This window comes from Streptomyces sp. NPDC029836 (genome assembly GCF_055574495.1).
This window is the reverse complement of sequence record NZ_JBVHZI010000024.1, coordinates 26,054-52,470: the sequence shown is the minus strand read 5'-3', so window position 1 is coordinate 52,470 and position 26,417 is coordinate 26,054. Positions and strand designations below refer to the sequence as shown.

Sequence of the window (26,417 nt, the reverse complement as noted above, 5' to 3'; positions counted from 1 at the left end):
CTTTCGGTCCCGCCGCCCGGAGCACGAAGTACCGCTCCGCTCGCGGTCCTCGCACCTGGCAGTACCCCTGCACAAACCCCCACGTAGTACCAGCGGTCACCCCCGCACTACCCGCAGTACACGCAGTGAACATTCGCGTCGCCTCGGGCCGTCACCCCGGGTCGTGCAGCCAACCCAAATCCCGCGTCTCCAATCTTTATGCGGGTGCCCCTTTGAACCTTGGGAGTCAGGCACCATGACCCAGTCATCAGTGGAGCCCAAGACCACCGCGGAAGAGGCCAACGACGGCTCTCTGAATCCCGCCGGGCGTTCTTGGCTCGACCGGTATTTCCACATAACGCACAGAGGATCCAACGTCGGCAACGAGGTTCGTGGCGGTATCACGACCTTCATGGCCATGGCGTACATCCTCCTGCTGAACCCGCTGATCCTTTCCGGCAAGGACGTCGCCGGAAACACCATGTCCCCGGCAGCGCTGATCACCGCCACCGCGTTCGCGGCGGCCCTGACCACGCTCCTCATGGGCTTCGTCGGCAAGGTGCCGCTCGCACTGGCCGCCGGACTCTCCGTCTCCGGCGTGCTGGCCTCGCAGGTGGCCCCGCAGATGACCTGGCCGCAGGCCATGGGCATGTGCGTGATGTACGGCGTCGTGATCTGTCTCCTGGTCGTCACCGGCCTCCGAGAGATGATCATGAACGCGATCCCCCTCGCGCTCAAGCACGCGATCACCATGGGCATCGGTCTCTTCGTGGCCCTCATCGGTCTCGTCAAGGCCGGCTTCGTGCACGGCTCCCAGGTCGGCGGGCCGCTCACCCTCGGCCCCGCCGGTGAGCTCGCCGGCTGGCCCGTCCTGCTCTTCTGCGTCACCCTGCTCGCCATCTTCATGCTCCAGGCCCGCAAGGTCCCCGGCGCGATCCTGATCGGCATCGTCGGCGGCACCGTCCTGGCCGCGATCCTCAGCGCCATCGTCGACATCGACCCGAAGGCCTGGAGGAACGGCCCGCCGGAGCTCGCGGGCTCCGCGATCTCGATGCCCGACTTCTCGCTGTTCGGCAAGGTCGAGTTCGGTGGCTGGGGCGACGTCGGCGTCATGACGATCGGCATGATCGTCTTCACCCTGGTGCTCGCCGGCTTCTTCGACGCGATGGCCACCATCATCGGCGTCGGCACCGAGGCCAAGCTGGCCGACGACAAGGGCCGCATGCCGGGTCTGTCGAAGGCCCTGTTCATCGACGGCGCCGGTGGCGCCATCGGTGGTGTCGCGGGCGGCTCCGGCCAGACCGTGTTCGTCGAGTCCGCCACCGGCGTCGGTGAGGGAGCCCGTACGGGTCTCGCCTCCGTCGTCACCGGCCTCTTCTTCGCGGCCTGCCTCTTCTTCACCCCGATCACCCAGGTGGTCCCGGGCGAGGTCGCCTCCGCGGCCCTGGTCGTCATCGGCGCGATGATGATGCAGAACGCCCGCCACGTGGACTGGGCCGACAGCGCGACCGCGATCCCGGTCTTCCTGACCGTCGTGATCATGCCGTTCACCTACCAGATCACCGCCGGCGTCGCGGCCGGTGTCATCTCCTACGTGGCCATCAAGGTCGCGCAGGGCAAGGCCCGCGAGATCGGCGCCTTCATGTGGGTCCTGACGGGCATCTTCCTGGTGTTCTTCGCCCTCAACCCGATCGAGGGCCTGCTCGGGGTCCACTGACCCGGGTCGGGGCACCGACCGAGCAGCTCCGAGCGGTCGAAGTACCGCACCCTCCACGTGATCGATACTGGAAACGAACCCCTCCGAGGAGGCCGCACATGCTGGACATCGCCGAAGAACTGAACCGGTGGGTCGAGCAGGGACGTGACTTCGCCGTCGCCACGGTCGTGGCGGTCGGCGGGAGCGCGCCCCGGCAGCCCGGAGCCGCGCTCGCCGTCGACGGCGAAGGCACCGCGATCGGTTCGGTTTCCGGTGGATGCGTGGAGGGTGCGGTGTACGAACTGTGCCAGCAGGCGCTGGAGGACGGCGAGACCGTCCGGGAGCGCTTCGGGTACAGCGACGACGATGCCTTCGCCGTGGGCCTGACCTGCGGCGGAATCATCGACATCCTCGTCACCCCGGTCCCCGTGGGCTCCCCGCTGCGCCCGGTGCTGGCGGCCGCGCTGGCCGCCGCCGCCCGTGGCGAGGCCGCCGCGGTGGCCCGGATCGCCGAAGGTCCGACCGAGCTCATGGGGCGCGCCATCACCGTGCGCGCCGACGGCTCCTACGAGGGCGGCTTCGGGGGACACCCCGAACTGGACCGCACCCTCGCCGAGGAGACCCGCGCCATGCTGGACGCCGGGAAGACCGGCGTCCTGGAGATCGGCGCCGACGGGCGGCTCTGCGGAGAGCCCCTCAAGGTGCTCGTCGAGTCGAGCGTGCCGCCGCCGCGGATGATCGTCTTCGGGGCCATCGACTTCGCCTCCGCCCTGGTACGGATCGGCAAGTTCCTCGGCTACCACGTGACCCTGTGCGACGCCCGGCCCGTCTTCGCCACGAAGAACCGTTTCCCCGAGGCGGACGAGATCGTGGTCGACTGGCCGCACCGCTACCTGGAGGCCCAGGCCGACGCGGGCGGCGTCGACGCCCGCACCGTCCTGTGCGTCCTCACCCACGACGCCAAGTTCGATGTCCCGCTCCTCGAACTGGCCCTCAAGCTCCCCGTCGCCTACGTCGGCGCCATGGGCTCCCGCCGCACCCACGAGGACCGCAACAAGCGGCTCCGCGAGGTCGGCGTGACGGAGCTGGAACTGACCCGGCTGCGCTCCCCGATCGGTCTGGACCTCGGCGCCCGCTCCCCGGAGGAGACCGCGCTGTCCATCGCCGCCGAGATCGTCGCGAACCGCCGCGGCGGCACCGGCGCGGCCCTCACCGGCGCGCGCATCCCGATCCACCACGACACCTCGAACTCCGTGATCGGCAGGATCGGCTCCGTCGCTTGAAGCGGTGGGGGCGGCGGAGGCCGCGAGTGAGCGCGGGCACGAAGTGGGCGCGGGCCCGCCCGTAGGGAGCGCGGGCCCGTAGTGAGCGCGGGCACGAAGTGGGCGAAGGGCGCGACCCGTTGGGGTTGCGCCCTTGTGGCGTTCCCCCTATCTTACCGGCCGGTAAGGGGGCGGCATCCTCTCCGTCCCCTCGGAGCACCGGAGTTGACCGGATGTTACGTACCGTGCGAAACCCGCGAGCGCTGTTGACGCGACGCCCCCTGCGGACCCTGGCCGTGTTGGCCGCCGCGAGCCTGCTGACCGCCCTCGCGCCGGCCTCGGCCGCGACGCCGCCACCGGCCGCGCCCGGTGACGGCCTGCGCGAGGTGTTCTTCGTCGGGAACAACTGGGAGGGGACGGCCGACGTCCTCGCCTCCACCGGCGACCTCGCCCGGATCGGCCGGATCAACGTGATCCCCGACAAGGCCGACCGGCTGTGGGAGATCCACCTCAACCCGCTGAAGCTGGCCTTCTTCCTCGGCATCCGCGAGAGCGCCGGCGAGGGTCACGACCAGTTCGTCGACGACATGTACACCACCCCGGACGGCTCGGCCGTCGTCGTCTCCCGGCCGAGCTTCGCCGACGTCGTGTCCATCGACGTCCGCTCCGGTCGCATCAACTGGCGCTTCCCCGTGGCGGGTTACCGTTCCGACCACATGGCCGTGTCGCCCGACGGCACGCGCGTCGCGGTGTCCGCCTCCACCGCCAACACCGTGCACGTCCTGGACATCGCCACCGGGCGCCAGGTCGGCTCGTTCCGCACCGGCGACAAGCCGCACGAGAACACCTACACCCGCGACGGCCGGTTCCTGTGGAACAGCTCGATCGGCGAGGTGAACACGGCTCTCGACGCCCCCTGGCTGGACTGGACGAAGGGCGACCGGAAGATCACCGTCGTCGACACGCAGACCTTCCGCACGGTGCGCGTCATCGACATGCGCGAACGACTCGACGCCTTCGGCCGTTCCGACCTCTCCGATTCCGTGCGCCCGGTCGCCTTCAGCCCCGACGAGTCGAAGTTCTACTTCCAGGTGTCGTTCTTCAACGGCTTCCTGGAGTACGACGTGCCCACCGACCGGATCACCCGCCTCAAGGCCCTCCCGATGAACCCGGCCACCAGCACCGACCGGACCACCTGGGTCAACGACTCCCGCCACCACGGCATGTCCATGAGCCCGGACGGATCCAAGCTCTGCATCGCGGGCACCATGGACGACTACGCCACCGTGGTGGACCGCGCCACCCTGACGGAAGGCCCCCTGGTACCCGCCGCCAAGCCGTACTGGGCCACGGTCGACGGCGACGGCAAGGGCTGCGTGATCTCCGAGAGCGGCGCCGACCGGGTCACGGCCATCGACTTCGCCACCGGGACCAAGCGGGTGTCCGTTCCCGTCGGCGACCACCCGCAGCGCGTACGGCTCGGCCACGTGCCGACGGGATGGACGGGTCCGACTGCGACGGGATCGACTGCGACGGGGACGACGGCGACGGGGACGACGGCGACGGGATCGACGGCGCGCTGAGCGCGGCGCGGTCGCGGGTCGTGGGCGCGGCGGGTCGGGGGCGTGAACCGGAGCGCCGGCCCGTCGCGGGCGCTGGAACTGGCCATTTCGGTAAAATGGGGAGCTTATGAGGTGACCGGTCCACGATGACCGATTAGTCTCCCGATCATGGTGGACATCCGCGAGGTACCCGAGGCCGACATCGACCGCGCCCAGGAGCTCGGCTACCTGGTCTTCCACGACCGCCCCGAACCCGAGGGGCGCGCCCGGCACCGCGCCCTGCTCACCCGCTGCTCGCGCCTCGGCGCCTACGACGGGACCGCGCTGGTCGGGTTCATGGCCGCGCACGACTTCCGGCTCTCCGTCCCCGGCGGCGAACTCGGTTGCCCCGGACTCACCTTCGTGTCCGTGGCCCCCACCCACCGCCGCCGGGGCGTCCTGACCGCCCTCATGGACGAGCAACTGCGCCGCGCCGCCGCGACGGGCAGCCCGCTCGCCGCCCTGTGGGCCTCCGAAGCCGCCATCTACGGACGCTTCGGCTACGGCGCCGCCACCCAGGGCCTGACCATCGAGATCGACTCCGGCCGGCCGTTGGCCCTGCGCATCGCCCCCGACCCGCGCCCGCTGCGCCTCGTCGCGCCCCAGGACGCCCTCGCCGTGATCGGCCCCCGCCACGAGGCCGCCCGGACGGAGCGGGCAGGCCGCCCGAACCGCAGCCCGCAGCGCTGGAACGAGGAGTGGCTCTGCGAACAGGACGAGGAGGACGAGGAGTTGGGTCCGCCCCGGATCATCGTCCTCGGTGATCCCGGTGAACCCGTCGCGGGATACGTCCTCTTCCGTACGAAGCCGGAGGACGACACGGCCGGCCCCGGCCGCACCCCGGGGCTGGTGCGCGTCGACGAACTGGAGGCCGATACCCCGGCCGTGGCCGCGGCGCTGTGGGACTGCGTCGGTTCCCTGGACCTGACCGGCCGGGTCCGCGCTTGGGGCCGCCCCGCCGACGACCCGCTCCTGCACTTCGCCGCCGACCGGGACCAGGTCAGGGTCACCGCCCAGTTCCCCGCGCTCTGGCTGCGCCTGGTCGACGTACAGGCGGCCCTGACCGCCCGGGACTGGGCCGCGCCCGTGGAACTGGTGCTGGACCTGGCCGACGTGCGTAGGCCCACGAACGCCGGACGGTTCCGGCTCAAGGCGGGCCCGCGCGGGGCGACGTACGAACCGGCCCGGGCGGAGGCCGATCTGACGCTGGACGTACGGGAGTTGGCCGCCTGCTACCTCGGCGGCACCCGGCTGGTCGAGCTGGTGGCCGCCGGGCTGGTCGCCGAACGCACGCCCGGCGCGGCGGCCGCGCTGGACGCCGCGCTGCGCACCGACCCACTGCCGCACACGGCCGACGAGTTCTGAGCCCCGGCTCAGGCGGGGGCGGGCGAGCGGTCCGCCCCCGCCGGCCGGCGCACCGGCTCAGGCGGGCAGCGAGATCCGCGCCGCCGACCTGCCGAAGTCGGGGCTCAGGACCCCCGTGGCGAGGGCCCCGGCCGGCCGGTGCAGGTCGGCCTCGCGGTAACGTCGGCACTTTTCGTGCCAGTTGAGGATCCCCGCGAGCCAGTCCCCGAGCTCGCCGACGTACGCGTCGAGACCGGCCCGGGCGTCGGCGGTCAACTTCCAGTCGGAGTACAGCACCGGCAGTTGGTTCGCCACGATGTGCTGGAACTCCTCCACGCGCTGCCGCATCAGCGAGTGGCAGATCCGCAGCGCCTCCGGGTAGCCGATGTCGAAGAAGTTGCGGGTGACGAGGAGGTAGTTGTGGACCTCGCCCTCGACCTCCAGCTCCTTCTGGTAGGAGAAGATGTCGTTGATCAGGCACCCCGTGTCCGCCGCCGCGTTCTCCAGGGACCGGATGGTTCCCGAGGCGTAGATCTCCTCGGGGATGCCCCGGCCCGCCAGGCCCAGCCGGCACAGGTACATCGTCAGGTGGGAGCCGAACGTGCTGCGGCGCATCTCCGCGTAGTCCACCGGGTCCGGGATGTGGTTCAGGATCTGGTTCTCGATCTCCCAGACCCAGCTCTCCAGCATGCTCACCAGGGTCGCCCGGAACTCGGCGCGGACCGTCGGCGTCATGTCCGCGCTCGTACGGATCCACAGGTCGGCGAGGGAACGTTCCAGCGCGGTGACCGGCGGCGGCTGCTCCGCGAGGTCGACGGGGATCATCGAGACGAGCCGGGCGGTGGCGGCCTTGGCCGCCGGGAGGTCCTTCGTCCGGCCGAACACCACCGGGTAGTAGTCGTCCCCGTACGTTCCCCAGGTCAGCCAGCACGAGTTGAGCAGGAGCGCCTCGGGCGTGGCGTCGGGGTCGATGCCGGCGGAACAGAGCGCGAAGTCGTAGCCGCGCACCTTGCCCTCCGTCCAGATCGCCGAGCCGGGATCGCCGGGCTGCGGATCGAGCAGGCCCATGCGGCGCGACCAGGCGACGGAGCCCTCGCGTGCGTGGTCGAGGTGGGGGCTCAGGGTGAGCGGGAACGGCAGGGACAGGTCCGGGATCACCGAGGGGCCGGTGGCCTCGAAGGGGACGTGGGTGAAGGAGCGCCGGCGCAGCTCCATCGAGCGGCGGGTGAAGAGGGACCCCAGGTCGAGCGCGGTGGTGCCGAGGCCCGAGGGGAGGAAGGGCAGGGTCAGCGGGGCGGTCGGTTTGGCCTCCTTGTTCATGTAGCGGCTGGAGACCATGTGCCATGCGTGGCCGCCGGACTGCCAGTCCTGGAGCCCCTTGGCGTAGGCGAGGACCGCGGCGATCTCGGTGGGATCCATGGCCCGGTCGGCGAAGAGCTGGGGCAGTTCGACGAGGGCCGTCTGCTCGAACTGGTGCAGCCGGGAGGTGAGCAGGTCGTTGGAGGCTTCGGCGGCCTCCTGGGTGGTGCAGTCCAGGAAGGTCTCCAACACCAGGATGGCGTTGGAGAGTTCACCCTCGTCGGCGACCTCGCGCTGGTAGGAGAAGATGTCGTTCCTGATGTGCACGGCGTCGGAGAAGGCGTCGCGCAGCACGCCGAGCGGCCGCGCGTGCGCGACGCGCGCCGGGACCTCGGCGGAGACGTACTCGATCAGGCCCGCCGACCAGGGGGCGCCGCCCACCTTGCGGCGCATCTCGATGTATTCGAGGGGGTTCGCGATACGCCCGATGTTGATGTTGGCGAGTTCCCACATCGACTCGTCGAGGAGGTTCTTCGTCGACAGGGAGAACCGCTCCCGCCAGTCCAGCGACATCGCCGGGACGGTACGGGCCCACAGATCGGCGAGGCCCGCCTCGACCGGGTTGGTGGGCTCGGGGAACCCGTCGGCCAGGTCCATCGGCATGAAGGCGCCGAGCCGGTCCAGGTAGGCCTTGGCGCCGGCGCGGTCCTGGGAGCGCTTGTACATCTCCAGGAAGTGGTCGTCGAAGAAGAAGACCCACACGTACCAGTCGGTGACCAGGGAGAGCGCGGCCGCATCGCAGTCGGGGTGGGTGTAGGAGCACAGCAGGGCGTAGTCGTGCGAGTCGAGGTCCTTCTCCTCCCACACGCCGGAACCCTCCAACATCCCGAAGGCGCGGGCCCACTGCTTGGTGTGGGCCCTGGCGTCCTCCAGGTGGGGGTTCAGTCGCGCCGGATGGGGCACGTAGAAATCCGGCAGTTGGAACGGCTGCGTCACGACGGGGTCGGCCTTTCGTCCACGGGTGCGGGGAGCCGGCGTTCCGTCCCCCCGGCACGAGATCAGCAGGGCCCTACCCCGGATGCCGGGGGGATAAGGGGGAGTTCACCGCATCAGGTGACGCGGACCCCTTTGTGATGCGGCGCGACGCGGCGGCGGCTAGGACGCCTGCGCTCCCGCGACCTCGTCGAGGAGTTCCGCGGACCGCTCGGCAGCGGAGCTCGTTGCCCGGCGGCGGGCCCCGTGAGAGCATCGATGTTCCACAGCAGTGTCATGTCCACGGTTTTGATGTCCCCGGTTCTTACTGGCAGGTGCCGTCTCTTGCGCACAACAGAGCTGACCGAAGCCCGCGTCGACGAGGCGGGCAACATCCTGGTGGCGCCTTCGGGGGTGCGGGACAAGGACGTCGTCGGGGATTTCCTCGGGTCCGTGATCACGCCGGAGGAACTTGCTTCCGGTTCGGTCGACCTCGCGCGGAGGACTGTCTACCTGTGTGGCGACATATCCGCGATGGATGGCCGCCAACTACGCTCGGCCGCCCGGGTGTTCGTCATCCGGGAGTTGTCGCAGGGTTACCGCGAGGACGTCGACCGGCCGTGGGCCCTCGTCGACCTCGGTCGGGTTCCCCTCCGTGTGCACGGCGTCGGCGTGTACTACCGCCGCTTCTTCGCACCGGAGGCCGACCACTTCGGGCGGATCCGCGCGGAGCACGCGTTCCAGTCCCTGACGGAGTCCACCAAGCCCGGAACGGCGCATCGCAGCGGCATCTACCTGACGCCCGTCACGCGAGAGGACGACGCACTGCATTTCCGCCTGCTGCGCTGCTCCACGAACCTCTCGGGGCCGACCGAGAACTTTCGCCCGACCGACACGGACATCGTCGCGGACCTGAACCGCGAGGCCGCCGCCGTCTTCCGGGACCAGGCACCGCTGAACCACGTCCTCGCCCAGGTCTACCGCAACAGCGCTGCCACGGCCGGGCGCAAGCAGGCCAAGGCCAGGATCTCGGCCCATGCCGACAAGACCAAGGACATGCCCGTCAACGGCATCATGGCGTTCTGCACCTTCTACGATCGGATCGACGAGCTGCGGCCCCTGGCCGAAGACCCCTTCGATTACGGTGTGAAGGGCGCCAGCGGGCTGACCAGGCTCCACTTCCGTCTGAAGGAGCCGGTCGAAGAACGCGACGGGGCCGCGCTGCCCCCGCGGTTCACCCTCACCCTCCACCCCGGCTCCGTCTTCCTCATGCCGCTGTCCACCAACCGCCTGTACACGCACGAGATCCGGCCCTCGTCGTTGGACGCCGACCTGCTCCCGACCCGTCTGGGATACGTGGTGCGCTGTTCGAGCGCCGAAGCCGTTCACAGGAGCGGCCGCACGTTCCTCAAGGCGGATGGGGAGCTGGTGGAGCTGGGGCCGGCCACGGCGGCCGGCATGGAGCAGCTGCGCGGGCTGTACGCCGAGGAGAACAGGACCTCGTCCGTCATCGACTACGGCGAGGAATTGCTCTTCAGCATGAACGCGGGGGACTACGTTGCCCCTCGGATCTAGGATCTCGGACGAGATCCTCGTGTCGTCCCTGGCGTCCCTGGCGTCCCTGGCGTCCCTGGCGTCCCTGGCGCCCCTGTCGTCCTCCTCGACCGAGGAGAACCTCTTCGCGGAGCTGTCCGAGTCGGCTCGTTGGGAGGACGTGGGGAAGGGCCGGCGAGCCGCCGTGCTCACCCGGATCGACGACGCGGGCGACGTGCCTCTCGTGCGTACCACCACGCGGTACGGCGATCCGGCGCAGCGCTTCCGGGCGGTGCACGAACGGCTGGCACGAAGGATCCAAGAACGTGCGGCGCTGCCGGTCGGCTTCAACAACGCCCTCATCGAGCTCTACACGAACGCCTACAGGACCATGGGCGGCCATTGCGACCAGGCCCTCGATCTGTCCGACGATTCGTTCATCGCCGTCTTCTCCTGCTACGAACATCCCGAAGCGGGCACGCCGAGGAAGCTGATCTTCGAATCGAAGGAAGCCGGTGGTGAGAAGGTCGAGATCCCCCTCACCCACCACGGCGTCGTCGCGTTTTCCGTCGCCTCGAACCGGATGCTCAAGCACCGGATCGTCTGGGACGCGCCCGTCGGGACGGCGGACAACCGATGGTTGGGTGTGACCTTCAGAACGTCGAAGACCTTCGTCCGGTACCGCGACGGACAGGCGTACCTCCCGCAGGGCGAGCGGCTCCTGTCGGCCGACGACGAGCAGCGGCGCGAGTTCTACCGGCTGCGGCGCCGGGAGAACGACGCGTCGGACTTCACCTACCCCCTGCTGGCGTACACCGTCAGTGACAGCGACCTGATGCCGCCGGTCTGACCTCGCGCCCCGGCCCGGCGGGGGAGACGCACCGTCCGCGGGGATCGGCGGCATGCGGGCCGAAGACCCGCGTGCCGCCGCAGCGGCGGTGGTTACTCCGCCTCGCCCTCCAGGTTGCCCTCGGTGTCCAGGTAGACCTGGCGCAGGGATTCCAGGATCTGCGGGTCCGGCTTCTCCCACATGCCGCGGGACTCCGCTTCCAGCAGGCGCTCGGCGATGCCGTGCAGGGCCCAGGGGTTGGCTTCCTCCAGGAAGGCGCGGTTCGTCGGGTCCAGGACGTACGTCTCCGTCAGCTTGTCGTACATCCAGTCGGCGACCACGCCGGTCGTGGCGTCGTAGCCGAAGAGGTAGTCGACCGTCGCCGCCAGCTCGAAGGCACCCTTGTAGCCGTGGCGGCGCATCGCCTCGATCCACTTGGGGTTGACGACGCGGGCGCGGAAGACGCGGGAGGTCTCCTCGACCAGGGTGCGGGTCTTGACCGTTTCCGGGCGGGTGGAGTCGCCGATGTACGCCTCCGGGGCCGTGCCGCGCAGCGCGCGGACGGTGGCCACCATGCCACCGTGGTACTGGAAGTAGTCGTCGGAGTCCGCGATGTCGTGCTCGCGGGTGTCCGTGTTCTTCGCCGCGACGGTGATCCGCTTGTACGCGGTCTCCATCTCGTCCCGGGCCGGGCGTCCTTCGAGGCCGCGGCCGTACGCGTACCCGCCCCACACCGTGTAGACCTCCGCGAGGTCGGCGTCCGTGCGCCAGTCGCGGGAGTCGATCAGCTGGAGGATGCCCGCGCCGTAGGTGCCCGGGCGGGAGCCGAAGATGCGGGTCGTCGCGCGGCGCTCGTCACCGTGCTCGGCCAGGTCGGCCTGGGCGTGGGCGCGTACGAAGTTCGACTCGGCGGGCTCCTCCAGCGAGGCCGCCAGCCGCACCGCGTCGTCCAGGAGACCGATGACGTGGGGGAACGCGTCGCGGAAGAAGCCCGAGATGCGCAGTGTCACGTCGATGCGGGGGCGGCCCAGCTCGGCGAGCGGGATCGCCTCGATGCCGGTGACGCGGCGCGAGGCCTCGTCCCACACCGGCCGCACGCCCAGCAGCGACAGGGCCTCGGCGATGTCGTCGCCGGCCGTCCGCATCGCGCTGGTGCCCCACAGGGACAGGCCGACCGAGGCCGGCCACTCGCCGTTGTCCGTGCGGTAGCGGGTCAGCAGCGACTCCGCGAGCGCCTGACCCGTCTCCCACGCCAGGCGCGAGGGGACGGCCTTCGGGTCCACCGAGTAGAAGTTGCGGCCCGTCGGCAGGACGTTGACCAAGCCGCGCAGCGGCGAGCCCGAGGGGCCGGCCGGGACGAAGGCGCCGTCCAGCGCGGACACCACGTGGGCGATCTCGTCCGTCGTGCCGGCCAGGCGCGGCACGACCTCGCGCGCGGCGAAGTCCAGTACGGCCGCCACGTCCGCGGAGTGGCCCGCCGTCACGCCGGCGACCGCGTCGAGCGACCAGTCCGCGTCCTCCATCGCCTGCACCAGCGCGCGGGCCTGCTCCTCGACGGCGTCGGCCGAGGTCCGCGTCGCCGCGGACTCGTCCAGGCCCAGCGCCTCGCGCAGACCCGGCAGGGCCGTGGTCCCGCCCCAGATCTGGCGGGCGCGCAGGATCGCCAGGACCAGGTTCACCCGGGCCGTACCGGTCGGCGCGCCGCCCAGCACGTGCAGCCCGTCGCGGATCTGGGCGTCCTTGACCTCGCACAACCAGCCGTCGACGTGCAGCAGGAAGTCGTCGAAGCCGTCGTCGTCCGGACGCTCCTCCAGCCCCAGGTCGTGGTCCAGCTTCGCCGCCTGGATCAGGGTCCAGATCTGCGCCCGGATCGCCGGCAGCTTCGACGGGTCCATCGCCGAGATCTGCGCGTACTCGTCCAGGTGCTGTTCCAGCCGGGCGATGTCGCCGTACGACTCCGCGCGCGCCATCGGCGGCACCAGGTGGTCGACCAGGGTGGCGTGCACGCGGCGCTTGGCCTGCGTGCCCTCGCCCGGGTCGTTCACCAGGAACGGGTAGATGAGCGGCAGGTCACCGAGCGCGGCATCGGGCGCGCAGGACGCGGACAGGCCCGCGTTCTTGCCCGGCAGCCACTCCAGGTTGCCGTGCTTGCCCAGGTGGATCATCGCGTCGGCGCCGAAGCCGCCGTCCTGCTCCCGGGCCTGGATCCAGCGGTACGCGGCCAGGTAGTGGTGCGACGGCGGCAGGTCCGGGTCGTGGTAGATCGCGATCGGGTTCTCGCCGAAGCCGCGCGGCGGCTGGATCAGGATCAGCAGGTTCCCGCGGCGCAGCGCCGCCAGGACGATGTCGCCCTCCGGGTTCGCCGAGTGGTCGACGAACATGCTGCCGGGGGCCTCGCCCCAGTGCCGCTCCACGCTCTCGCGCAGCTCCGCAGGCAGCTGCGCGAACCAGCGCCGGTAGTCGGCGGCCGGGATGCGGACCGGGTTGCGGGCCAACTGCTCCTCGGTCAGCCAGTCCTGGTCGTGGCCGCCCGCCTCGATCAACGCACGGATCAGCTCGTCGCCGTCGCCGGAGACCAGGCCCGGGATCCCGTCGGCGGGACCGAAGTCGTAGCCGCCGGCGATCAGGGTGCGCAGCAGCTCCACGGCGCTGGCCGGGGTGTCCAGGCCGACCGCGTTGCCGATGCGGGAGTGCTTGGTGGGGTACGCGGAGAGGACCAGGGCGACCTTCTTGTCGCGCCGGTCGATGTGCCGCAGCCGGGCGTGGCGCACGGCGATCCCGGCGACGCGGGCGGCGCGCTCGGGATCGGCGACGTAGGCGGGCAGGCCGTCCTCGTCGATCTCCTTGAAGGAGAACGGGACGGTGATCAGCCGGCCGTCGAACTCCGGGACGGCGACCTGCGTCGCGGCGTCCAACGGGGACAGCCCCTCGTCGTTCTCCTCCCAGGTGCCGCGGGAGCCGGTCAGGCACAGGGCCTGCAGGATCGGTACGCCGAGCGAGGCGAGGGCGCCCGCGTCCCAGGACTCGTCGTCGCCGCCGGCGGAGGCGGTCGCGGGGCGGGTGCCGCCGGCCGCGAGCACCGTCGTGACGACCGCGTCCGCCGACCGCAGAGCGGCGATCAGCTCCGGTTCGGGGGTGCGCAGGGAGGACACGTACAGCGGCAGCACCTGCGCGTCGTGGGCCTCGACGGCCTCGCACAGGGCGTGCACGAAGGCGGTGTTGCCGCTCATCTGGTGCGCGCGGTAGTACAGCACGGCGACGAGCGGGCCGGTGGTGCGGCCCGGGGTGCGCTCCAGGGGGCCCCAGGTCGCGGAGGCGGCGGGCGGCTCGAAGCCGTGACCCGTCAGCAGGACCGTGTCCGAGAGGAAGCGGGCGAGCTGGTCCAGGTTGGCCGGTCCGCCGTGCGCGAGGTAGCCGTGCGCCTCGGCGGCGATGCCGATGGGGACGGTGGACGCCTCCATCAGCTGTGCGTCCGGGGCCTGTTCGCCGGTGAGCACGACCACCGGACGGGTCTGGTCGGGAGCCAGGAGCAGGTCGAGGCCCTCCTGCCAGGCGCGCAGGCCGCCGAGGAGGCGTACGACGACCAGGTCGACGCCTTCGAGGAGCCCGGGGAGGTCGTCCAGGGGGAGGCGGGAGGGGTTCGCGAACCGGTACGGGACCGGGGCGTCCGCCGCGTTCGCCGCGCGGGCGCTCAGCAGATCGGTGTCGGACGTCGACAGCAACAGGATCATGCGGCGGCAGGCCTTCCTCGGGGTTTCCGCGCCCCGGGCAGTGAGGACAGCGGGAGTTCCTGACTCACCCCGCCGATCGCTCCGCGGGGTTCACAGTGGCGGGACCGCGCCGGATTCGCACCGGGCTTCCTCCCATGTCGCCGTCCTCGGCGACGACGGGCCGAACGGTCCGTCGGAAGGTCATCCTAGGCGGCCGGGTCCCTGGCCGGCAGCGGGGGTGACGTGTTGCTCCGCCGGGGGTCCGGGGGCGGGGGCGCGGGTGGGGCGGGCGGGTTGGTCCGGGTGCGGGTCGTGGCTGGTCCGGGGGGTGGGGGTGGTGACGGACACAGGTCGGGGGTGGGCAATCGTGGGTATGCTCGCGGCCATGCCCCAGTCCCCTTCCGTCGCATCGCGGGACGAACCCGTCATACGGGACCGCGGTGACGCCTGCCCCGGCGCGCTGCGTCTGCACGCGGCGGACGACGGGCTGCTGGCGCGCGTCCGGATCCCCGGCGGGCTGCTCACGGTCGAGCAGGCCGCCGCGCTCGGGCTCGCCGCCGACCGGTTCGGGGACGGGAACCTGGAACTCACCTCGCGCGGCAACGTCCAGCTCCGGGGCCTGACGGAGACCTGCGGCGCGGGACTCGCCGAGCTGCTGACGGCGGCCGGCCTGCTGCCCGCGCCCACCCACGAACGCGTGCGCAACATCGTGGCCACCCCGGTGTCCGGGCTCTTCGACGACGGGCGGCCCGACGTCACGCCGTGGGTCGGGGAACTGGACCGGCTGCTGTGCGCGAGCACCCGCGCGGCCGCCCTGTCCGGGCGGTTCCTGTTCGCCCTCGACGACGGCCGCGGGGACGTCGCCACCCTCGACCCCGACGTGACCGCCCTCGCCCTGCCCGCGGGCCGGGCGCTGATCCGTCTCGGCGCGGCGGACGGCGCCCTCGACGTCGCCGCCGGCGACGCTCCCCGGGCGGCGCTGCTGGCCGCCGAGTACTTCCTGGACGCGGCCGCCTCCGCCGGTACCCGAGCCTGGCGGGTGGCCGAGTTGCCCGCGCAACTCGGGCTGGACGAGAGCGAGTTGGGTCGGCGTTTGGCCGTCGCCGGCATCGAGGCCCGCCCCGTGCCCGAGGTGCGCCTGCCGTACGCGCCGCCGCCCCGCCCCTGGGGCAGCGGCGCGGGGGAGTCGACCCCCTTGTGCGTGCTGCCGCCCCTGGGTCGGTTCGACGCCGGCCAGTGGGAGGTGCTCGTACAGGTCGCCTCCCAGGGGGACGGCGGCCTGCGCGTCACTCCTTGGCGGACCGTCGTGCTGCCGTCGGTGAGCACCACCGGGCTCGGCGGCGGCGCCGCCCTGATCGAGGCGGCCGGCCTGGTCGTCGCCGCCGACGATCCCTGGCAGTCCGTCACCGCCTGTACCGGGCGGCCCGGTTGCGCCAAATCCCTGGCCGACGTACGGGCCGACGCGCGCGCGGTCGTGGCCGGGTCGGCCGGAGCGCTGCCCGTGCACTGGTCCGGCTGCGAGCGCCGGTGCGGGCACCCGCGCGGCGCCGCCTGGGTGGACCTCGTCGCGACCGCCGACGCGTACGCGCTCTCCGTGCACGGACGGGACCCCGTACCGGTCCCTCGCCACGGCCTGGCGGCCGCACTCAAGGCCGCGCGCGACAGCAGGCCCGGCGACGGCGACAGCGGTACACGGCAGCAACAGCAGCAGCAACAGTCATGACAACAGCCCCTCACCGCCGCAGTGAAGACAGTGAAGAAATGAGCGAGTACACCGTGTTCGAGTACGAGAAGGACGGCGCGGCCATCTACCGCCAGTCCTTTGCCACGATCCGCGCCGAGGCGGACCTCTCCGGGCTGCCCGCCTCGGTCGCCCAGGTCGCGGTGCGCATGATTCACGCCTGCGGCATGACCGACCTCCCCCAGGACCTCGGCTGGACCCCCGAGGTCGTGCTGCGGGCCCGCGCCGCCCTGGAGGCCGGCGCGCCGATCCTCTGCGACGTCCAGATGGTCGCCAGCGGGGTCACCCGTAAGCGGCTGCCCGCCGACAACGAGGTGATCTGCACCCTCTCCGACCCGGCCGTACCGGAACTCGCCGCGAGGATGGGCACGACGCGCAGCGCCGCCGCCCTCGAAGTCTGGCGCGACCGGGGCCTGTTGGAGGGCTCCGTGATCGCCGTCGGCAACGCGCCGACCGCCCTGTTCCGGCTGCTGGAGATGATCGAGGAGGGCGCTCCGCGCCCGGCCGCCGTCATCGGCGTGCCCGTCGGTTTCATCGGCGCCGCCGAGTCCAAGGACGCCCTCGCCGCGCACCCCTCGGGCCTCGACCACCTGATCGTGCGGGGCCGACGCGGTGGCAGCGCCATCGCGGCCGCCGCCGTCAACGCCATCGCGAGCGTGGCCGAATGAGCACCGCACCGACCAAGGGACGCCTCTACGGCGTCGGGCTCGGCCCCGGCGACCCGTCCCTCATGACCCTGCGCGCCGTCGAAGTGATCGCCCAGGCCGACGTGGTGGCCTACCACAGCGCCCGCCACGGCCGCTCGATCGCCCGCTCGATCGCCGCGAAGCACCTGCGCGACGACCACGTCGAGGAACCGCTGGTCTACCCGGTCACCACCGAGACCACCGACCACCCCGGCGGCTACCAGGGCGCGATGGAGGAGTTCTACGAGGCCTCCGCCGCCCGCCTCGCCGCGCACCTGGACGCCGGCCGCACCGTCGCGGTGCTCGCGGAGGGCGACCCGCTCTTCTACGGCTCCTACATGCACATGCACAAGCGTCTCGCCGACCGGTACGAGGCCGAGGTGATCCCCGGGGTCACCTCGGTGAGCGCCGCCGCCGCCCGGCTCGGCACCCCCCTCGTCGAGGGCGAGGAAGTACTGACCATCCTGCCCGGCACCCTGTCGGAGGAGGAGCTGACGGCCCGGCTCGCCGCCACCGACTCGGCCGTCGTGATGAAGCTCGGCCGGACCTTCCCCACGGTCCGGCGGGCCATGGAGAACAGTGGCCGGCTCGCCGAGGCCCGCTACGTGGAGCGCGCCACCATGGAGGGCGAACGCACCGGCCTGCTGGCGGACACGGACCCGGAGTCGGTGCCGTACTTCGCCGTCGCCGTCGTGCCCAGCCGGATCGGCAACCCGGGCAGCGTGCCGTCCGGCCCCGGCGAGGTCGCCGTCGTCGGCACCGGCCCGGCCGGGCCGCTGTGGATCACCGCCGAGACCCGGCGGGCGCTGGCCGACGCCGAGGTGCTCGTCGGGTACACGACCTACCTCGACAGGATCCCCGCCAAGCCGGGCCAGGTCAGGCACGGTTCCGACAACAAGGTGGAGTCCGAGCGGGCCGAGTTCGCCCTCGACCTCGCCCGGCGCGGCAAGCGGGTCGCCGTCGTCTCCGGCGGGGACCCGGGCGTCTTCGCCATGGCCACCGCCGTCCTGGAAGTGGCAGCGCAGCCCGAGTACGCGGAGGTGCCCGTACGGGTCCTGCCGGGGGTGACCGCCGCCAACGCGGCGGCCGCCGCGGCCGGAGCCCCCCTCGGTCACGACTACGCGACCATCTCGCTGTCCGACCGGCTCAAGCCGTGGGAGGTCATCGCGGAGCGGCTGCGCGCCGCGGCCGCCGCCGACCTGGTGCTCGCCCTGTACAACCCGGGCTCCCGCACCCGCACCTGGCAGGTGGCGCAGGCCCGGGAGCTGCTGCTGGAGCTGCGGCCGCCGCAGACCCCGGTGGTCGTCGCCCGGGACGTGGGCGGCCCGGAGCAGTCGGTGCGGATCGTCACGCTGGCCGAACTGGAGCCCGCCGAGGTCGACATGCGCACCATCCTGCTGATCGGCTCTTCGCAGACCCGGGTCACCGAACGGCCCGACGGATCGAGGGTCACCTGGACGCCGCGCCGCTATCCCTGAGCCGGCCCGGCAGTTGACGGACCGTGGCGGGCGGTGAGCGGTGAGGGCGGGACGGACGGCGTCAGGCCGACCCGTCCCGCCCTTCACCGGTCTCCAGCCAGCGCACCACCGCTTCCGGCGACCCGGTCTCGGCGACCCCGGCCGGGACCGGAGGGCGGCGTACGACGAGGACCGGGAGGCCCGCCTCGCGGGCGGCCGTCAGCTTCGGGGCGGTCGCCGAACCACCGCTGTCCTTCGTCACCAACACGTCGATGCCGTGCCGGGCCAACAGCTCCCGCTCCGCGTCGAGGCCGAACGGGCCCCGCGCCAAGAGCACTTCCAGCCTGGGCGGTACCGCTCCGGCCGGCGGATCCACCGAACGCACCAGGAACCAGGTGTCGGTGAGCCCCGCGAACGCGTGCAGGCCGGTGCGGCCGGTGGTCAGGAAGGCCCGCCGGCCCAGCGACGGCAGGGCGGCGGCGGCCTCGGCGAGGGAGTCCGTGAAGGTCCAGTCGTCGCCGGGCTCCGGAGTCCACCCCGGGCGGCGCAGCGCGAGCAGCGGTACTCCCGAACTCTGCGCCGCCGCGGCCGCGTTGAAGCTCATCCGCTCCGCGAACGGATGCGTGGCGTCGACCAGGTGCGTCACACCGTGGGCGGCGATCCACTCGGCCAGACCGGTGGGCCCGCCGAAACCACCGACGCGGACCTCGCCCGGCGGCAGCACGGGCGCGGCGACCCGGCCCGCCAGCGAGGTCGTCACCCGGTACGCGCCCTGCCCCGCCAGCGCCTCCGCGAGGCGGCGGGCCTCCGTCGTACCGCCCAGCAGCAGCACGTGCCCGAGCGACACCCGGGCGGGCACGCCGCCGGCGGGGCCCGGTTCAGCAGGCATGCCGGTCGCGCTCGGCGGAGTACAGGTGGCTGTCGCGGAACTGCTCGGCGCCCAGCGTGCGGCCCACCAGGATCACCGCGGTGCGCACCAGGCCCGCCTCCTTCACCTGGCCGGCGATGTCGGCGAGGGTTCCGCGCAGGACCAGTTCGTCGGGGCGGCTGGCCATGGCGACGACCGCCGCCGGGCAGTCCGCCCCGTAGTGCGGCAGCAGTTCCTCGACGACGCGGTCCGCGTACCGGGTGGCCAGGTGCAGCACCAACAGCGCGCCGCTGCGGCCCAGCGTGGCCAGGTCCTCGCCGGGGGGCATCGGCGTGGCCTGCTGGGCGATCCGGGTCAGGATCACGGTCTGGCCGACGGTGGGCACCGTCAGCTCCCGCTTCAGCGCCGCCGCGGCCGCCGCGAAGGCGGGTACGCCGGGCACGACCTCGTAGGGGATGCCCGCCGCGTCGAGGCGGCGCATCTGCTCGGCGACCGCGCTGAACACGGACGGGTCGCCCGAGTGCAGCCGGGCCACGTCCTGACCGGCCGCGTGGGCCCGTACGAACTCGGCGACGATCTCGTCCAGGTTCAACCGCGAGGTGTCCACCAGCCGGGCGTCCGCCGGGCATTCGGCGAGCAGCTCGCGCGGTACGAGACTGCCCGCGTACAGGCACACGGGCGAGACGGCCAGCCGTCGGGCACCGCGCACGGTGATCAGGTCGGCGGCGCCGGGGCCCGCCCCGATGAAGTACACGGTCATGTCCGTTCCGCCTCTGCCTCGTTCGTGCGGATCGCGCAGCTCGCGTCGTCCGCGTCGTGCGTCTCGTTCGCCGGGTCCGTCGCCCTCGCGGCGGGCTTCGTCACCGACCACTGGGTGACCGCCATCGCCTGGCGCCAGCCCGTGAAACCACCGACCGGCACGGCGTGCGCGACGGCCAGTTTCACCAGGTCACCGCCGTGCCGGCGGTAGCGGTCGGTGAGGACCGCCTCCGATTCCAGGGTGACCGTGTTGACCACGAGCCGGCCGCCGGGGGCCAGCGCCTCCCACGCCGCGTCGAGCAGGCCCGGGGCGGTCAGCCCGCCGCCGATGAACACCGCGTCGGGGACGGGCAGTGCGGCCAGCGCGTCGGGCGCCGCGCCGGTGACCACGCGCAGCCCCGGGACGCCGAGGGCGTCCGCGTTGCGGGTGATGCGGGCGGCCCGCTCCGGTACGCGCTCCACCGCCACCGCCCGGCAGGACGGGTGCGTACGCATCCACTCGATGCCGATGGAGCCGGAGCCGCCGCCGATGTCCCACAGCAGCTCGCCGGGGGCCGGCGCCAGCGCGCACAGGGTCGCGGCGCGCACGTGCCGCTTGGTGAGCTGGCCGTCGTGCTCGTACGCCGCGTCCGGCAGGCCCGGGGTCGCGCCGAGGCGCGGGGCCGGGTGCGCGGGGTCGCGCCGGCAGTCCACGGCAACCACGTTGAGGGCGTCACCGGGCGGGTGCTCCCACTGCTCGGCGGTCCCCTCGCGGAGGTCCTCCCGTTCGGAACCGAGCTGTTCCAGCACCCGCATCCGGCTGGGCCCGAAGCCCCGCGCGCGCAGCAGCGCGGCGATCTCGCCGGGGGAGGCGGCGCCCGCGCTCAGTACGAGCACCCGCCGGCCCTCGTGGAGGGCGGCCGTGAGCCGGGCCACGGGACGGCCGACGACGGTGACGACCTCGGTGTCCTCGACGGGCCAGCCCAGGCGGGCGCACGCGTACGACACGGAGGACGGGTGGGGGTGGACCAGCAGCCGCTGCGGGCCCAGTTCCTCACTGAGCGCGCGACCGATCCCGTAGAACATGGGGTCCCCGCTGGCCAGTACGGCGATCCGGCGGCCCGCGTGTTCGGCGGTCAGCTTCGGCACGGCCGGCCGCAGCGGGCTCGGCCAGGCGACGCGCAGGCCGGCGCAGGCGTCGGCGGGCAGCAGGTCCAGTTGGCGCGGCCCGCCGATCAGTACCTCGGCCGAGGACAGCGCGGACCGCGCGGCGGCGGCGAGCCCGGCCCAGCCGTCGGCGCCGAGGCCGACGACCGTCACCGGGGAGGGGGGTGCGGGGGAGCTCACTGCGCGGTACCTCGGGCAACGGGAGAAGGAGCGTGCGGGGGACGGACCCGCAGCTTACTGGGGTGGAGCCCGGGCTCCAGTGCCAGGGTGACCGCCATCGAGGCGCAGGCCAGGGAGGTGATCGCGACGGCCGGCGAGGTGTACTGGGCGACGGCTCCGGCGAGCGCCGCGCACACGCCCTGCATCGTCAGCATTCCGGCCGAGTGCAACCCGAGCGCCTGGCCCCGGGTCCCTTCGGGGAGCAGCGGGAGGAGGCGTTCCTGCATGAGCAGCCCGGCCGAGTATCCGACGGAGGCGACGGTGACGGCGGTCGCGGCGACCAGTGGTCCGGGCTCCAGCAGGAACACCGGGTAGGGCGCGGCGAGCAGCAGCCGGAGCGGGGCCGCGAGCCGGATCCGCAGGTGGGCGGGCAACCACCGCCCGGCGACGGTGTCCCCGGCGAGCATGCCGGCGGCGGCGCAGCCGAACAGCAGCCCGGCATGTGCGGGGTCGTAGGGGACGAACAGGGATTCGCAGCCGACGATCAGCCCGTTGGGCACCCACAGGGCCAGGTAGAGCCGGCGGCGTGCCGGGTCGGAGAGGAGCAGGACGTTGACCCGCCAGGTCTCGCGGACGGACGGGCGCCCGCCGGCCCGGGCGGGGCGACGGCTCAGGCCGAGGCGGACGGTGACCGCCGCGGCCGACCCCAGCCCGGCGGCCACCAGCAGGGCCCCGCTCGGGGAGAGCACGGCGAGCAGCAGCCCGCCGAGGGCGAATCCGGCGATCTGCGTCACGCCGGCGCAGACGGCGAGCAGGGACCGGCCGGCGAGGTAGTCGTCGGCGGGCAGGATCTCGGTGAGCAGCCCGTACCGGACCCCGCCCGCGAGGGAGTCGGCGAGGCCCTGGCCAAGGAGTACCGCGCACACCGCCCACCCGGACAGGCCGGGGAGGGCGAGCACGGCGGTGCCGGCGGCGGCGAGCACGGCCAGGGAGGCGAGGGCGGCGCGCGGGGGCAATCGGTCGGCGGCGGACAGCAGCAGGGTCGCGCCGAGCACCTGGGCGAGGGAGGGGCCGAACATGGCGAGGGCGGCGAGGAACGGGCTGCCGGTGCGGTCGTGGACGAGGACGCCGAGGGCGAGCCCGCCGACGGTGGCCGCGCCGGTGCGGAGCGCGGCGGCGGCGAAGAAGGGCGTGAACTCGGGGACACGGGCGAGCGAGCGGTAGGAGCGGGGCATGCGGGGAGTCTCGGTACGGGCGGGCGGGCGGCCCCAATGTTTCGCGTGGGCGCGAAAGGTGGCGGCGCCGCGGGGCGGTGGGTCGCCGTGACCGCGGGGCGGTGGGTCGCCGGGCGCCCGGGGCGGGTGGGTCGCGTGCGGCGGGGGACACTGGCCCGGTCGGTGGTGGACGGGCGGGGGAGCGGGAGGCGGGGCGCATGGGGTGGTGGCGGATCGACACGGACGCGCTGGCGCGGAGCCGGTTCGTGGTGTCCGCGCTCGCGGAGACCACGGCCGCGCTGATGGCGTTGCACCGGCGGACCGCGACGCACCCCGCCGAGCGGGCCTGGCTGGAGGACCGGTTCCCGCACTACCGGGCCCGGCTGGCCGCCGAACCCCTGACCGCCGAGCTGGTACGGGCCGCCTTCGGCCGACGGTGGATCGCGGGGTACCTCACGCCGCCGCCCGACGGGCGCCCGTTCGAGGAGGAGCTGGCCTCCGTACGCGCGACCCCGGACGCGGTGGTGCGTACGGACCTGCGCGCCGCGTCCGGACTCCCCGACGCGCTCGTCCGGGCCCGGGGACTGGGCCCGAGGACGGCGGAGCTGCTGGAGTGGGTGTGGGCGGAGGCCGTGCGCCCGGACTGGGAGCGCCGCCGCCGGGTCGCGGAGGCGGACGTCCTGGTCCGTACCCGGCACCTGGGTCGGGGCGGTCTGGCCGAGGCCCTGTCCGGGATGCGGCCGGACATGGCCTGGTTGGGCGAGGGGCGGCTGCGGATCAACCTCCAGCAGCGGCGGCCGCGCGAACTGTCGGGGGACGCCGGGCTGGTCTTCGTCCCCGTGACGCCGGGACACGGGTGGGTGAGCTGGACCGGGACCCGTCGGCACGCGCTGGTCTACCCGTGCGCGGGCCAGCTCACCCAGGGCGCCGCGCGGCCGGCCCCGCAGGCCCTGGTCCGGCTGCTGGGGCCGGTCCGGGCGAAGGTGCTGGTCCTGCTGGAGAGCCCGAAGTCCACGACGCAGCTGGTGGCGTTGACCGGGTACAGCCTGGGCGCGGTCGCCGGGCAGCTGAAGGTCCTCCTCGCGGCAGGCCTGGTACTGCGCCGGCGCACCGGCCGCACGGTCCTGTACAGCCGGGTCGCGGCGGGCGACGTCCTCGTCGCGGCGTCGACCCCGGGCCCGGCCTGACCGCGGTCAGGGGCTGCGGTCCCCGCCCGGGTGGATCCGTACGGCGGCTCGGCCGGGGCCGTCGGTGTGGGACGGGGGTCCGGGCGCGGGATCCGGTGGGGCGGGCGTCCGCCGGTGAGCGCCCCCTGGCGCCCCCCGGACGCCTCCGGGCGCCCCGGGTCGGGGCCTGACCGGGCCGGGCGGGCCGCCCGACAATCAGGGGTATGGACGACACTCCGGACAACCACCCAGAAGCCCGGGACGACCACGCCGTGGTCCTCGGGGCCGGTCTCGCCGGGCTGTTGGCGGCGCGGGTGCTCGCGGAGCGGTTCGCCCGCGTGACCGTGGTCGAGGGCGTGGAGGGCGAAAGTGCAGTGCCGACCAGTACGAATGTTCTGATATGAGGTCATAAACCAGCTGAGTACGCTGATCGTCATGCAGCTCAGGTATTCCTTCCGGATGTACCCGAACGGTCCGCAGCGCTCGGCGCTTGCCAGGGCGTTCGGGTGCTCGCGGGTGGTCTACAACGATGCGCTCCGTGCTCGTGAGACCGCCCGTATGGAAGGTGCGCCGTTCCCGAGGACGGGGGACCTGTCGAAGCTGCTGATCACCGAGGCGAAGAGGACCGACGAACGGGGCTGGCTCGGCGAGGTGTCCGCCGTCGTGCTCCAGCAGTCCCTTCGGGACCTGGATACCGCCTACCGGAACTTCTTCGACGGCCTCAAGGGCAAGCGCCCTCGCATGGGCGCGCCCCGGTTCAAGTCCCGTAAGGACAATCGGCAGGCCGTACGGTTCACCGCGAACGCCCGGTGGAGGATCACGACCGGCGGTGACCTGTCCTTGCCGAAGATCGGCGATGTGCGGGTGAAATGGTCCCGCGCCCTGCCGTCGGTTCCGTCGACGGTGACCGTGGTCAAGGATGCGGCCGGACGGTACTTCTGTTCGTTCGTGGTCGAGACCAGCGGGGATGAGACGCTGCCGGAGGTGAGGCCCGAGGTGGGTATCGACCTGGGTCTCACGCACTTCGCGATCCTCTCGGATGGCACGAGGATCGAATCCCCGCGTTTTCTGCGCCGGGCCGAGAAGAAACTGAAGCGGGAACAGCGCCGTCTGTCCCGCAAGGCCAAGGGTTCCCACAACCGGGCCAAGGCCCGTATCAAGGTCGCCCGCGCGCACGCACGGGTGGCCGACGCTCGGCGCGAGTTCCACCACCGGCTCTCCACCAAGCTGATCCGCGAGAACCAAGCGGTCGCAGTGGAAGACCTGGCGGTCAGGGGACTCGCCCGGACGCGCATGGCCAAGTCGATTCACGACGCCGGATGGTCGGCGTTCGTGACGATGCTGGAGTACAAGGCCGCCCGGTACGGGCGGATCCTCGTACGGATCGGCCGCTTCGAGCCGACCTCGCAGGTCTGCTCGCAGTGCGGCGTCAAGGATGGCCCCAAGCCGCTGCACATCCGTATCTGGCAGTGCCGGGCGTGCGGTGCGTGGCTGGACCGGGACATCAATGCGGCGGTCAACGTCGCCAAGGCTGCCGGACTGGCAGTGTCAGCCTGTCGAGCGCGGGTAGGACCGGAACTTGTTCCGGCACAGCGCGAAGAAGCAGGAACCCACCGAGGCGGTCATGCGACCGTGGTAGGAATCCCATCCCGTTAGGGAGGGGAGCGGAAGCCAAATGTCCCGCGTCATGGTCGGCGCCAATGCCGACCCGGCGCTCTCGTCCCGCTTCTTCGGGGTGCTGTCGCTGTCCACCCCGCCCAACGCCCTGCTCGGACCGGCGACGATGCTGCGGGTCCTGTCGAAGTGGCGCCTGCCGACCACCCCCGCCTACCCGCCCCACCATCCGCCGCCATCGGGCCCGTAGGGCCATGGCCGGCCGGGTGTGACGGGGGACGCCCGCGGCCGGTGCGCCCCACGGCCGCCCGTCGGTCAGCCGGCCTGGGCCGTGGTCGCGCGCTCGTACAGGGCACGGGCGTCCGCGCCGAGATGGCTGCTGTACGAGGTTTCCTCGTCCCCGCCCCCGTCGCGGCCGCCGATCACCCCGATCAGGGTCCGGTCCCCGGTCACGAGCGGGCCGCCACTGGTGCCGTTGGGTACGTCAGCGCAGTCCAGCCGCAGCTGCGTCGGTCCGGCGGCGACGGCCGTGTTGGCGCAACCCAGCGGCGCCTCGCCGTCGTTCGGGTAGCCCACCAGCCGCGCCGGCGCGGGCAGTTCGGGCCCGAAGCCGGGCGACAGCGCCCCGGTGACCTCCTCCAGTGCGGCCCCGGGCTCACCGGCCCGGCGCACCCGCAGGAAGGCCACGTCGTGGTCCGGGTCGGCCGAGCGGACCCAGCGGGGGTTGACCTCGATGCGGGTGGGCACCCAGACGCCGTACGGGGCGACCCCGTCACGGTAGCCGGGGACGAAGGCGAGGTTGGTGCGGAAGCCGCCCTGGTACACGCAGTGCGCGGCGGTGACGACGAGGTCGCCGGTCGGGGAGTGGAGCACGCTCCCGGAGCAGTGGTGGTCGCCGTCCCAGTCCGAGCCGGGCGAGAACAGGGCCCCGATCGCGGGATCGGTGGGCACGGGCCGGGCCTCCAATGGGTCGGAGGGCCGCCACCCGGCGGCCGGGTCTTGTCCGGTCGCGGCGAGCGGACGGGCGCCTGCCGCGACGCCCTCGCGCAGGGTCGCCCGTACGTCGGCGCCGGCCCGATCCGCGAGCCCGGGATCCTGTGCGTAGCTTCCGCGCGCGGCGTCGCCCCGCGCGACGGGCCCGAACAGCGCGGCCAGTTCCGCCCGGTGGGCGAAGCCGCCGGCCACCAGGGCGCAGCAAGCGACGGCCGGCAGGAGGACCCGTACGGTCCGCCCCCTCGTCCAGCCCGGCATCAGGTGCTCCCGCCCTCGTCGATCGTCCAACGTCCTGTTCGACGGGCGCAAAGGCGGCAGGGGTTCCCGGACCGGAACGTGTCCGCCCTCACAGCCGGCCTCGCCGTCCTCGGCCCGCCATCCGCCGTCCT

Annotated in this window: 20 protein-coding genes and 1 riboswitch; of the genes, 13 read left to right on the top strand and 7 right to left on the bottom strand. The window is 72.8% G+C overall.

Features of this window, described 5'->3' with window-relative positions; genetic code table 11:
- Nucleotides 1–235: 235 nt before the first annotated feature.
- The 4 genes from ACZ4XJ_RS35465 (at nucleotide 236) to ACZ4XJ_RS35450 (ending at nucleotide 5,903) form a co-directional block, all read left to right on the top strand.
- Nucleotides 236–1,696, top strand: a complete 1,461-nt coding sequence (locus ACZ4XJ_RS35465) for an NCS2 family permease (RefSeq protein WP_468498648.1) — start codon at nucleotides 236–238, stop codon at nucleotides 1,694–1,696.
- A 98-nt stretch (nucleotides 1,697–1,794) separates the two neighbouring features.
- The gene (locus ACZ4XJ_RS35460) at nucleotides 1,795–2,958 is read left to right on the top strand and encodes an XdhC family protein (RefSeq protein ID WP_362878459.1); all 1,164 of its coding nucleotides are present in this window, start codon (nucleotides 1,795–1,797) and stop codon (nucleotides 2,956–2,958) included.
- A 212-nt stretch (nucleotides 2,959–3,170) separates the two neighbouring features.
- Complete coding sequence (locus tag ACZ4XJ_RS35455) at nucleotides 3,171–4,520, top strand: YncE family protein (RefSeq protein WP_468498647.1); 1,350 nt, start codon at nucleotides 3,171–3,173, stop codon at nucleotides 4,518–4,520.
- Nucleotides 4,521–4,667: 147 nt separating this feature from the next.
- Nucleotides 4,668–5,903, top strand: coding sequence for a GNAT family N-acetyltransferase (locus ACZ4XJ_RS35450; RefSeq protein WP_468498646.1), 1,236 nt, complete (start codon nucleotides 4,668–4,670; stop codon nucleotides 5,901–5,903).
- A gap of 57 nt (nucleotides 5,904–5,960) precedes the next feature.
- Here the strand turns inward: ACZ4XJ_RS35450 and ACZ4XJ_RS35445 are convergent, their stop codons facing one another.
- Nucleotides 5,961–8,177 carry a terpene synthase family protein gene (locus ACZ4XJ_RS35445; protein WP_468498645.1) on the bottom strand — a complete coding sequence of 739 codons (2,217 nt, stop codon included), beginning with the start codon at nucleotides 8,175–8,177 and terminating at the stop codon, nucleotides 5,961–5,963.
- Nucleotides 8,178–8,498: 321 nt separating this feature from the next.
- Here ACZ4XJ_RS35445 and ACZ4XJ_RS35440 point away from each other — a divergent pair, with 321 nt between their 5' ends.
- Together ACZ4XJ_RS35440 and ACZ4XJ_RS35435 are read left to right on the top strand one after the other, a co-directional pair.
- The gene (locus ACZ4XJ_RS35440; RefSeq protein WP_468498644.1) at nucleotides 8,499–9,728 is read left to right on the top strand and encodes a hypothetical protein; all 1,230 of its coding nucleotides are present in this window, start codon (nucleotides 8,499–8,501) and stop codon (nucleotides 9,726–9,728) included.
- A 37-nt stretch (nucleotides 9,729–9,765) separates the two neighbouring features.
- Entirely contained in the window at nucleotides 9,766–10,536 is a 771-nt protein-coding gene (locus ACZ4XJ_RS35435) for an alpha-ketoglutarate-dependent dioxygenase AlkB family protein (protein ID WP_468498655.1), read from the top strand.
- 92 nt (nucleotides 10,537–10,628) lie between these two features.
- On the opposite strand, the gene cobN is transcribed toward ACZ4XJ_RS35435, so the two are convergent.
- Entirely contained in the window at nucleotides 10,629–14,246 is a 3,618-nt protein-coding gene (gene cobN / locus ACZ4XJ_RS35430; RefSeq protein WP_468498643.1) for a cobaltochelatase subunit CobN, read from the bottom strand.
- A 40-nt stretch (nucleotides 14,247–14,286) separates the two neighbouring features.
- A riboswitch (cobalamin riboswitch) is annotated at nucleotides 14,287–14,413 on the bottom strand.
- Nucleotides 14,414–14,610: 197 nt separating this feature from the next.
- Between cobN and cobG the strand changes: the two genes are divergently transcribed.
- From cobG to ACZ4XJ_RS35415, 3 genes are read left to right on the top strand one after another with little or no spacing between them, the layout of a single operon-like run.
- Nucleotides 14,611–15,948 carry a precorrin-3B synthase gene (gene cobG, locus ACZ4XJ_RS35425; RefSeq protein WP_468498642.1) on the top strand — a complete coding sequence of 446 codons (1,338 nt, stop codon included), beginning with the start codon at nucleotides 14,611–14,613 and terminating at the stop codon, nucleotides 15,946–15,948.
- Between the two features lie 38 nt (nucleotides 15,949–15,986).
- On the top strand, nucleotides 15,987–16,634 hold the full coding sequence (locus ACZ4XJ_RS35420) for a precorrin-8X methylmutase (RefSeq protein ID WP_362878441.1): 648 nt from the start codon (nucleotides 15,987–15,989) through the stop codon (nucleotides 16,632–16,634).
- Entirely contained in the window at nucleotides 16,631–18,130 is a 1,500-nt protein-coding gene (locus ACZ4XJ_RS35415) for a precorrin-2 C(20)-methyltransferase (RefSeq protein WP_468498641.1), read from the top strand. Before ACZ4XJ_RS35420 ends, ACZ4XJ_RS35415 begins: the two co-directional genes overlap by 4 nt.
- 61 nt (nucleotides 18,131–18,191) lie before the next feature.
- Here the strand turns inward: ACZ4XJ_RS35415 and ACZ4XJ_RS35410 are convergent, their stop codons facing one another.
- The 4 genes from ACZ4XJ_RS35410 to ACZ4XJ_RS35395 are packed head-to-tail and all read right to left on the bottom strand — an operon-like array spanning nucleotide 18,192 to nucleotide 22,276.
- On the bottom strand, nucleotides 18,192–18,998 hold the full coding sequence (locus tag ACZ4XJ_RS35410; RefSeq protein ID WP_362878437.1) for a cobalt-precorrin-6A reductase: 807 nt from the start codon (nucleotides 18,996–18,998) through the stop codon (nucleotides 18,192–18,194).
- Nucleotides 18,988–19,737, bottom strand: coding sequence for a precorrin-4 C(11)-methyltransferase (gene cobM, locus ACZ4XJ_RS35405; RefSeq protein WP_468498640.1), 750 nt, complete (start codon nucleotides 19,735–19,737; stop codon nucleotides 18,988–18,990). Before cobM ends, ACZ4XJ_RS35410 begins: the two co-directional genes overlap by 11 nt.
- A complete protein-coding gene (cbiE, locus tag ACZ4XJ_RS35400) occupies nucleotides 19,734–21,062 on the bottom strand; it encodes a precorrin-6y C5,15-methyltransferase (decarboxylating) subunit CbiE (protein ID WP_468498639.1) in 1,329 nt (442 codons plus the stop codon). The genes cobM and cbiE overlap by 4 nt, the downstream gene beginning before the upstream one ends.
- The gene (locus ACZ4XJ_RS35395; RefSeq protein ID WP_468498638.1) at nucleotides 21,059–22,276 is read right to left on the bottom strand and encodes an MFS transporter; all 1,218 of its coding nucleotides are present in this window, start codon (nucleotides 22,274–22,276) and stop codon (nucleotides 21,059–21,061) included. Before ACZ4XJ_RS35395 ends, cbiE begins: the two co-directional genes overlap by 4 nt.
- 197 nt (nucleotides 22,277–22,473) lie before the next feature.
- Between ACZ4XJ_RS35395 and ACZ4XJ_RS35390 the strand changes: the two genes are divergently transcribed.
- From ACZ4XJ_RS35390 to ACZ4XJ_RS35375, 4 genes are all read left to right on the top strand, one after another.
- Nucleotides 22,474–23,442, top strand: a complete 969-nt coding sequence (locus ACZ4XJ_RS35390; RefSeq protein WP_362878431.1) for a transcriptional regulator — start codon at nucleotides 22,474–22,476, stop codon at nucleotides 23,440–23,442.
- 203 nt (nucleotides 23,443–23,645) lie between these two features.
- Nucleotides 23,646–23,825, top strand: a complete 180-nt coding sequence (locus tag ACZ4XJ_RS35385; RefSeq protein ID WP_468498637.1) for an FAD-binding protein — start codon at nucleotides 23,646–23,648, stop codon at nucleotides 23,823–23,825.
- 31 nt (nucleotides 23,826–23,856) lie between these two features.
- Nucleotides 23,857–25,077: an RNA-guided endonuclease InsQ/TnpB family protein gene (locus tag ACZ4XJ_RS35380; RefSeq protein ID WP_468498636.1), complete on the top strand. Its 1,221-nt coding sequence runs from the start codon at nucleotides 23,857–23,859 to the stop codon at nucleotides 25,075–25,077.
- A gap of 19 nt (nucleotides 25,078–25,096) precedes the next feature.
- Entirely contained in the window at nucleotides 25,097–25,285 is a 189-nt protein-coding gene (locus tag ACZ4XJ_RS35375) for a hypothetical protein (RefSeq protein WP_468498635.1), read from the top strand.
- 65 nt (nucleotides 25,286–25,350) lie between these two features.
- On the opposite strand, the gene ACZ4XJ_RS35370 is transcribed toward ACZ4XJ_RS35375, so the two are convergent.
- Entirely contained in the window at nucleotides 25,351–26,286 is a 936-nt protein-coding gene (locus ACZ4XJ_RS35370; RefSeq protein ID WP_468498634.1) for a trypsin-like serine peptidase, read from the bottom strand.
- Nucleotides 26,287–26,417 lie beyond the last annotated feature (131 nt).

What these genes read in the sequence shown, in the direction of transcription:
- ACZ4XJ_RS35390 (WP_362878431.1), top strand. Translation starts at nt 22,474, where the DNA reads ATGGGGTGGTGGCGGATCGACACGGACGCGCTGGCGCGGAGCCGGTTC.
- cobN (WP_468498643.1), bottom strand. Translation starts at nt 14,246, where the DNA reads ATGATCCTGTTGCTGTCGACGTCCGACACCGATCTGCTGAGCGCCCGC.
- ACZ4XJ_RS35465 (WP_468498648.1), top strand. Translation starts at nt 236, where the DNA reads ATGACCCAGTCATCAGTGGAGCCCAAGACCACCGCGGAAGAGGCCAAC.
- cobG (WP_468498642.1), top strand. Translation starts at nt 14,611, where the DNA reads ATGCCCCAGTCCCCTTCCGTCGCATCGCGGGACGAACCCGTCATACGG.
- ACZ4XJ_RS35460 (WP_362878459.1), top strand. Translation starts at nt 1,795, where the DNA reads ATGCTGGACATCGCCGAAGAACTGAACCGGTGGGTCGAGCAGGGACGT.
- cobM (WP_468498640.1), bottom strand. Translation starts at nt 19,737, where the DNA reads ATGACCGTGTACTTCATCGGGGCGGGCCCCGGCGCCGCCGACCTGATC.
- ACZ4XJ_RS35420 (WP_362878441.1), top strand. Translation starts at nt 15,987, where the DNA reads ATGAGCGAGTACACCGTGTTCGAGTACGAGAAGGACGGCGCGGCCATC.
- ACZ4XJ_RS35375 (WP_468498635.1), top strand. Translation starts at nt 25,097, where the DNA reads ATGTCCCGCGTCATGGTCGGCGCCAATGCCGACCCGGCGCTCTCGTCC.
- ACZ4XJ_RS35380 (WP_468498636.1), top strand. Translation starts at nt 23,857, where the DNA reads ATGCAGCTCAGGTATTCCTTCCGGATGTACCCGAACGGTCCGCAGCGC.
- ACZ4XJ_RS35395 (WP_468498638.1), bottom strand. Translation starts at nt 22,276, where the DNA reads ATGCCCCGCTCCTACCGCTCGCTCGCCCGTGTCCCCGAGTTCACGCCC.
- ACZ4XJ_RS35415 (WP_468498641.1), top strand. Translation starts at nt 16,631, where the DNA reads ATGAGCACCGCACCGACCAAGGGACGCCTCTACGGCGTCGGGCTCGGC.
- ACZ4XJ_RS35450 (WP_468498646.1), top strand. Translation starts at nt 4,668, where the DNA reads ATGGTGGACATCCGCGAGGTACCCGAGGCCGACATCGACCGCGCCCAG.
- ACZ4XJ_RS35410 (WP_362878437.1), bottom strand. Translation starts at nt 18,998, where the DNA reads ATGCCTGCTGAACCGGGCCCCGCCGGCGGCGTGCCCGCCCGGGTGTCG.
- ACZ4XJ_RS35370 (WP_468498634.1), bottom strand. Translation starts at nt 26,286, where the DNA reads ATGCCGGGCTGGACGAGGGGGCGGACCGTACGGGTCCTCCTGCCGGCC.
- ACZ4XJ_RS35385 (WP_468498637.1), top strand. Translation starts at nt 23,646, where the DNA reads ATGGACGACACTCCGGACAACCACCCAGAAGCCCGGGACGACCACGCC.
- ACZ4XJ_RS35455 (WP_468498647.1), top strand. Translation starts at nt 3,171, where the DNA reads ATGTTACGTACCGTGCGAAACCCGCGAGCGCTGTTGACGCGACGCCCC.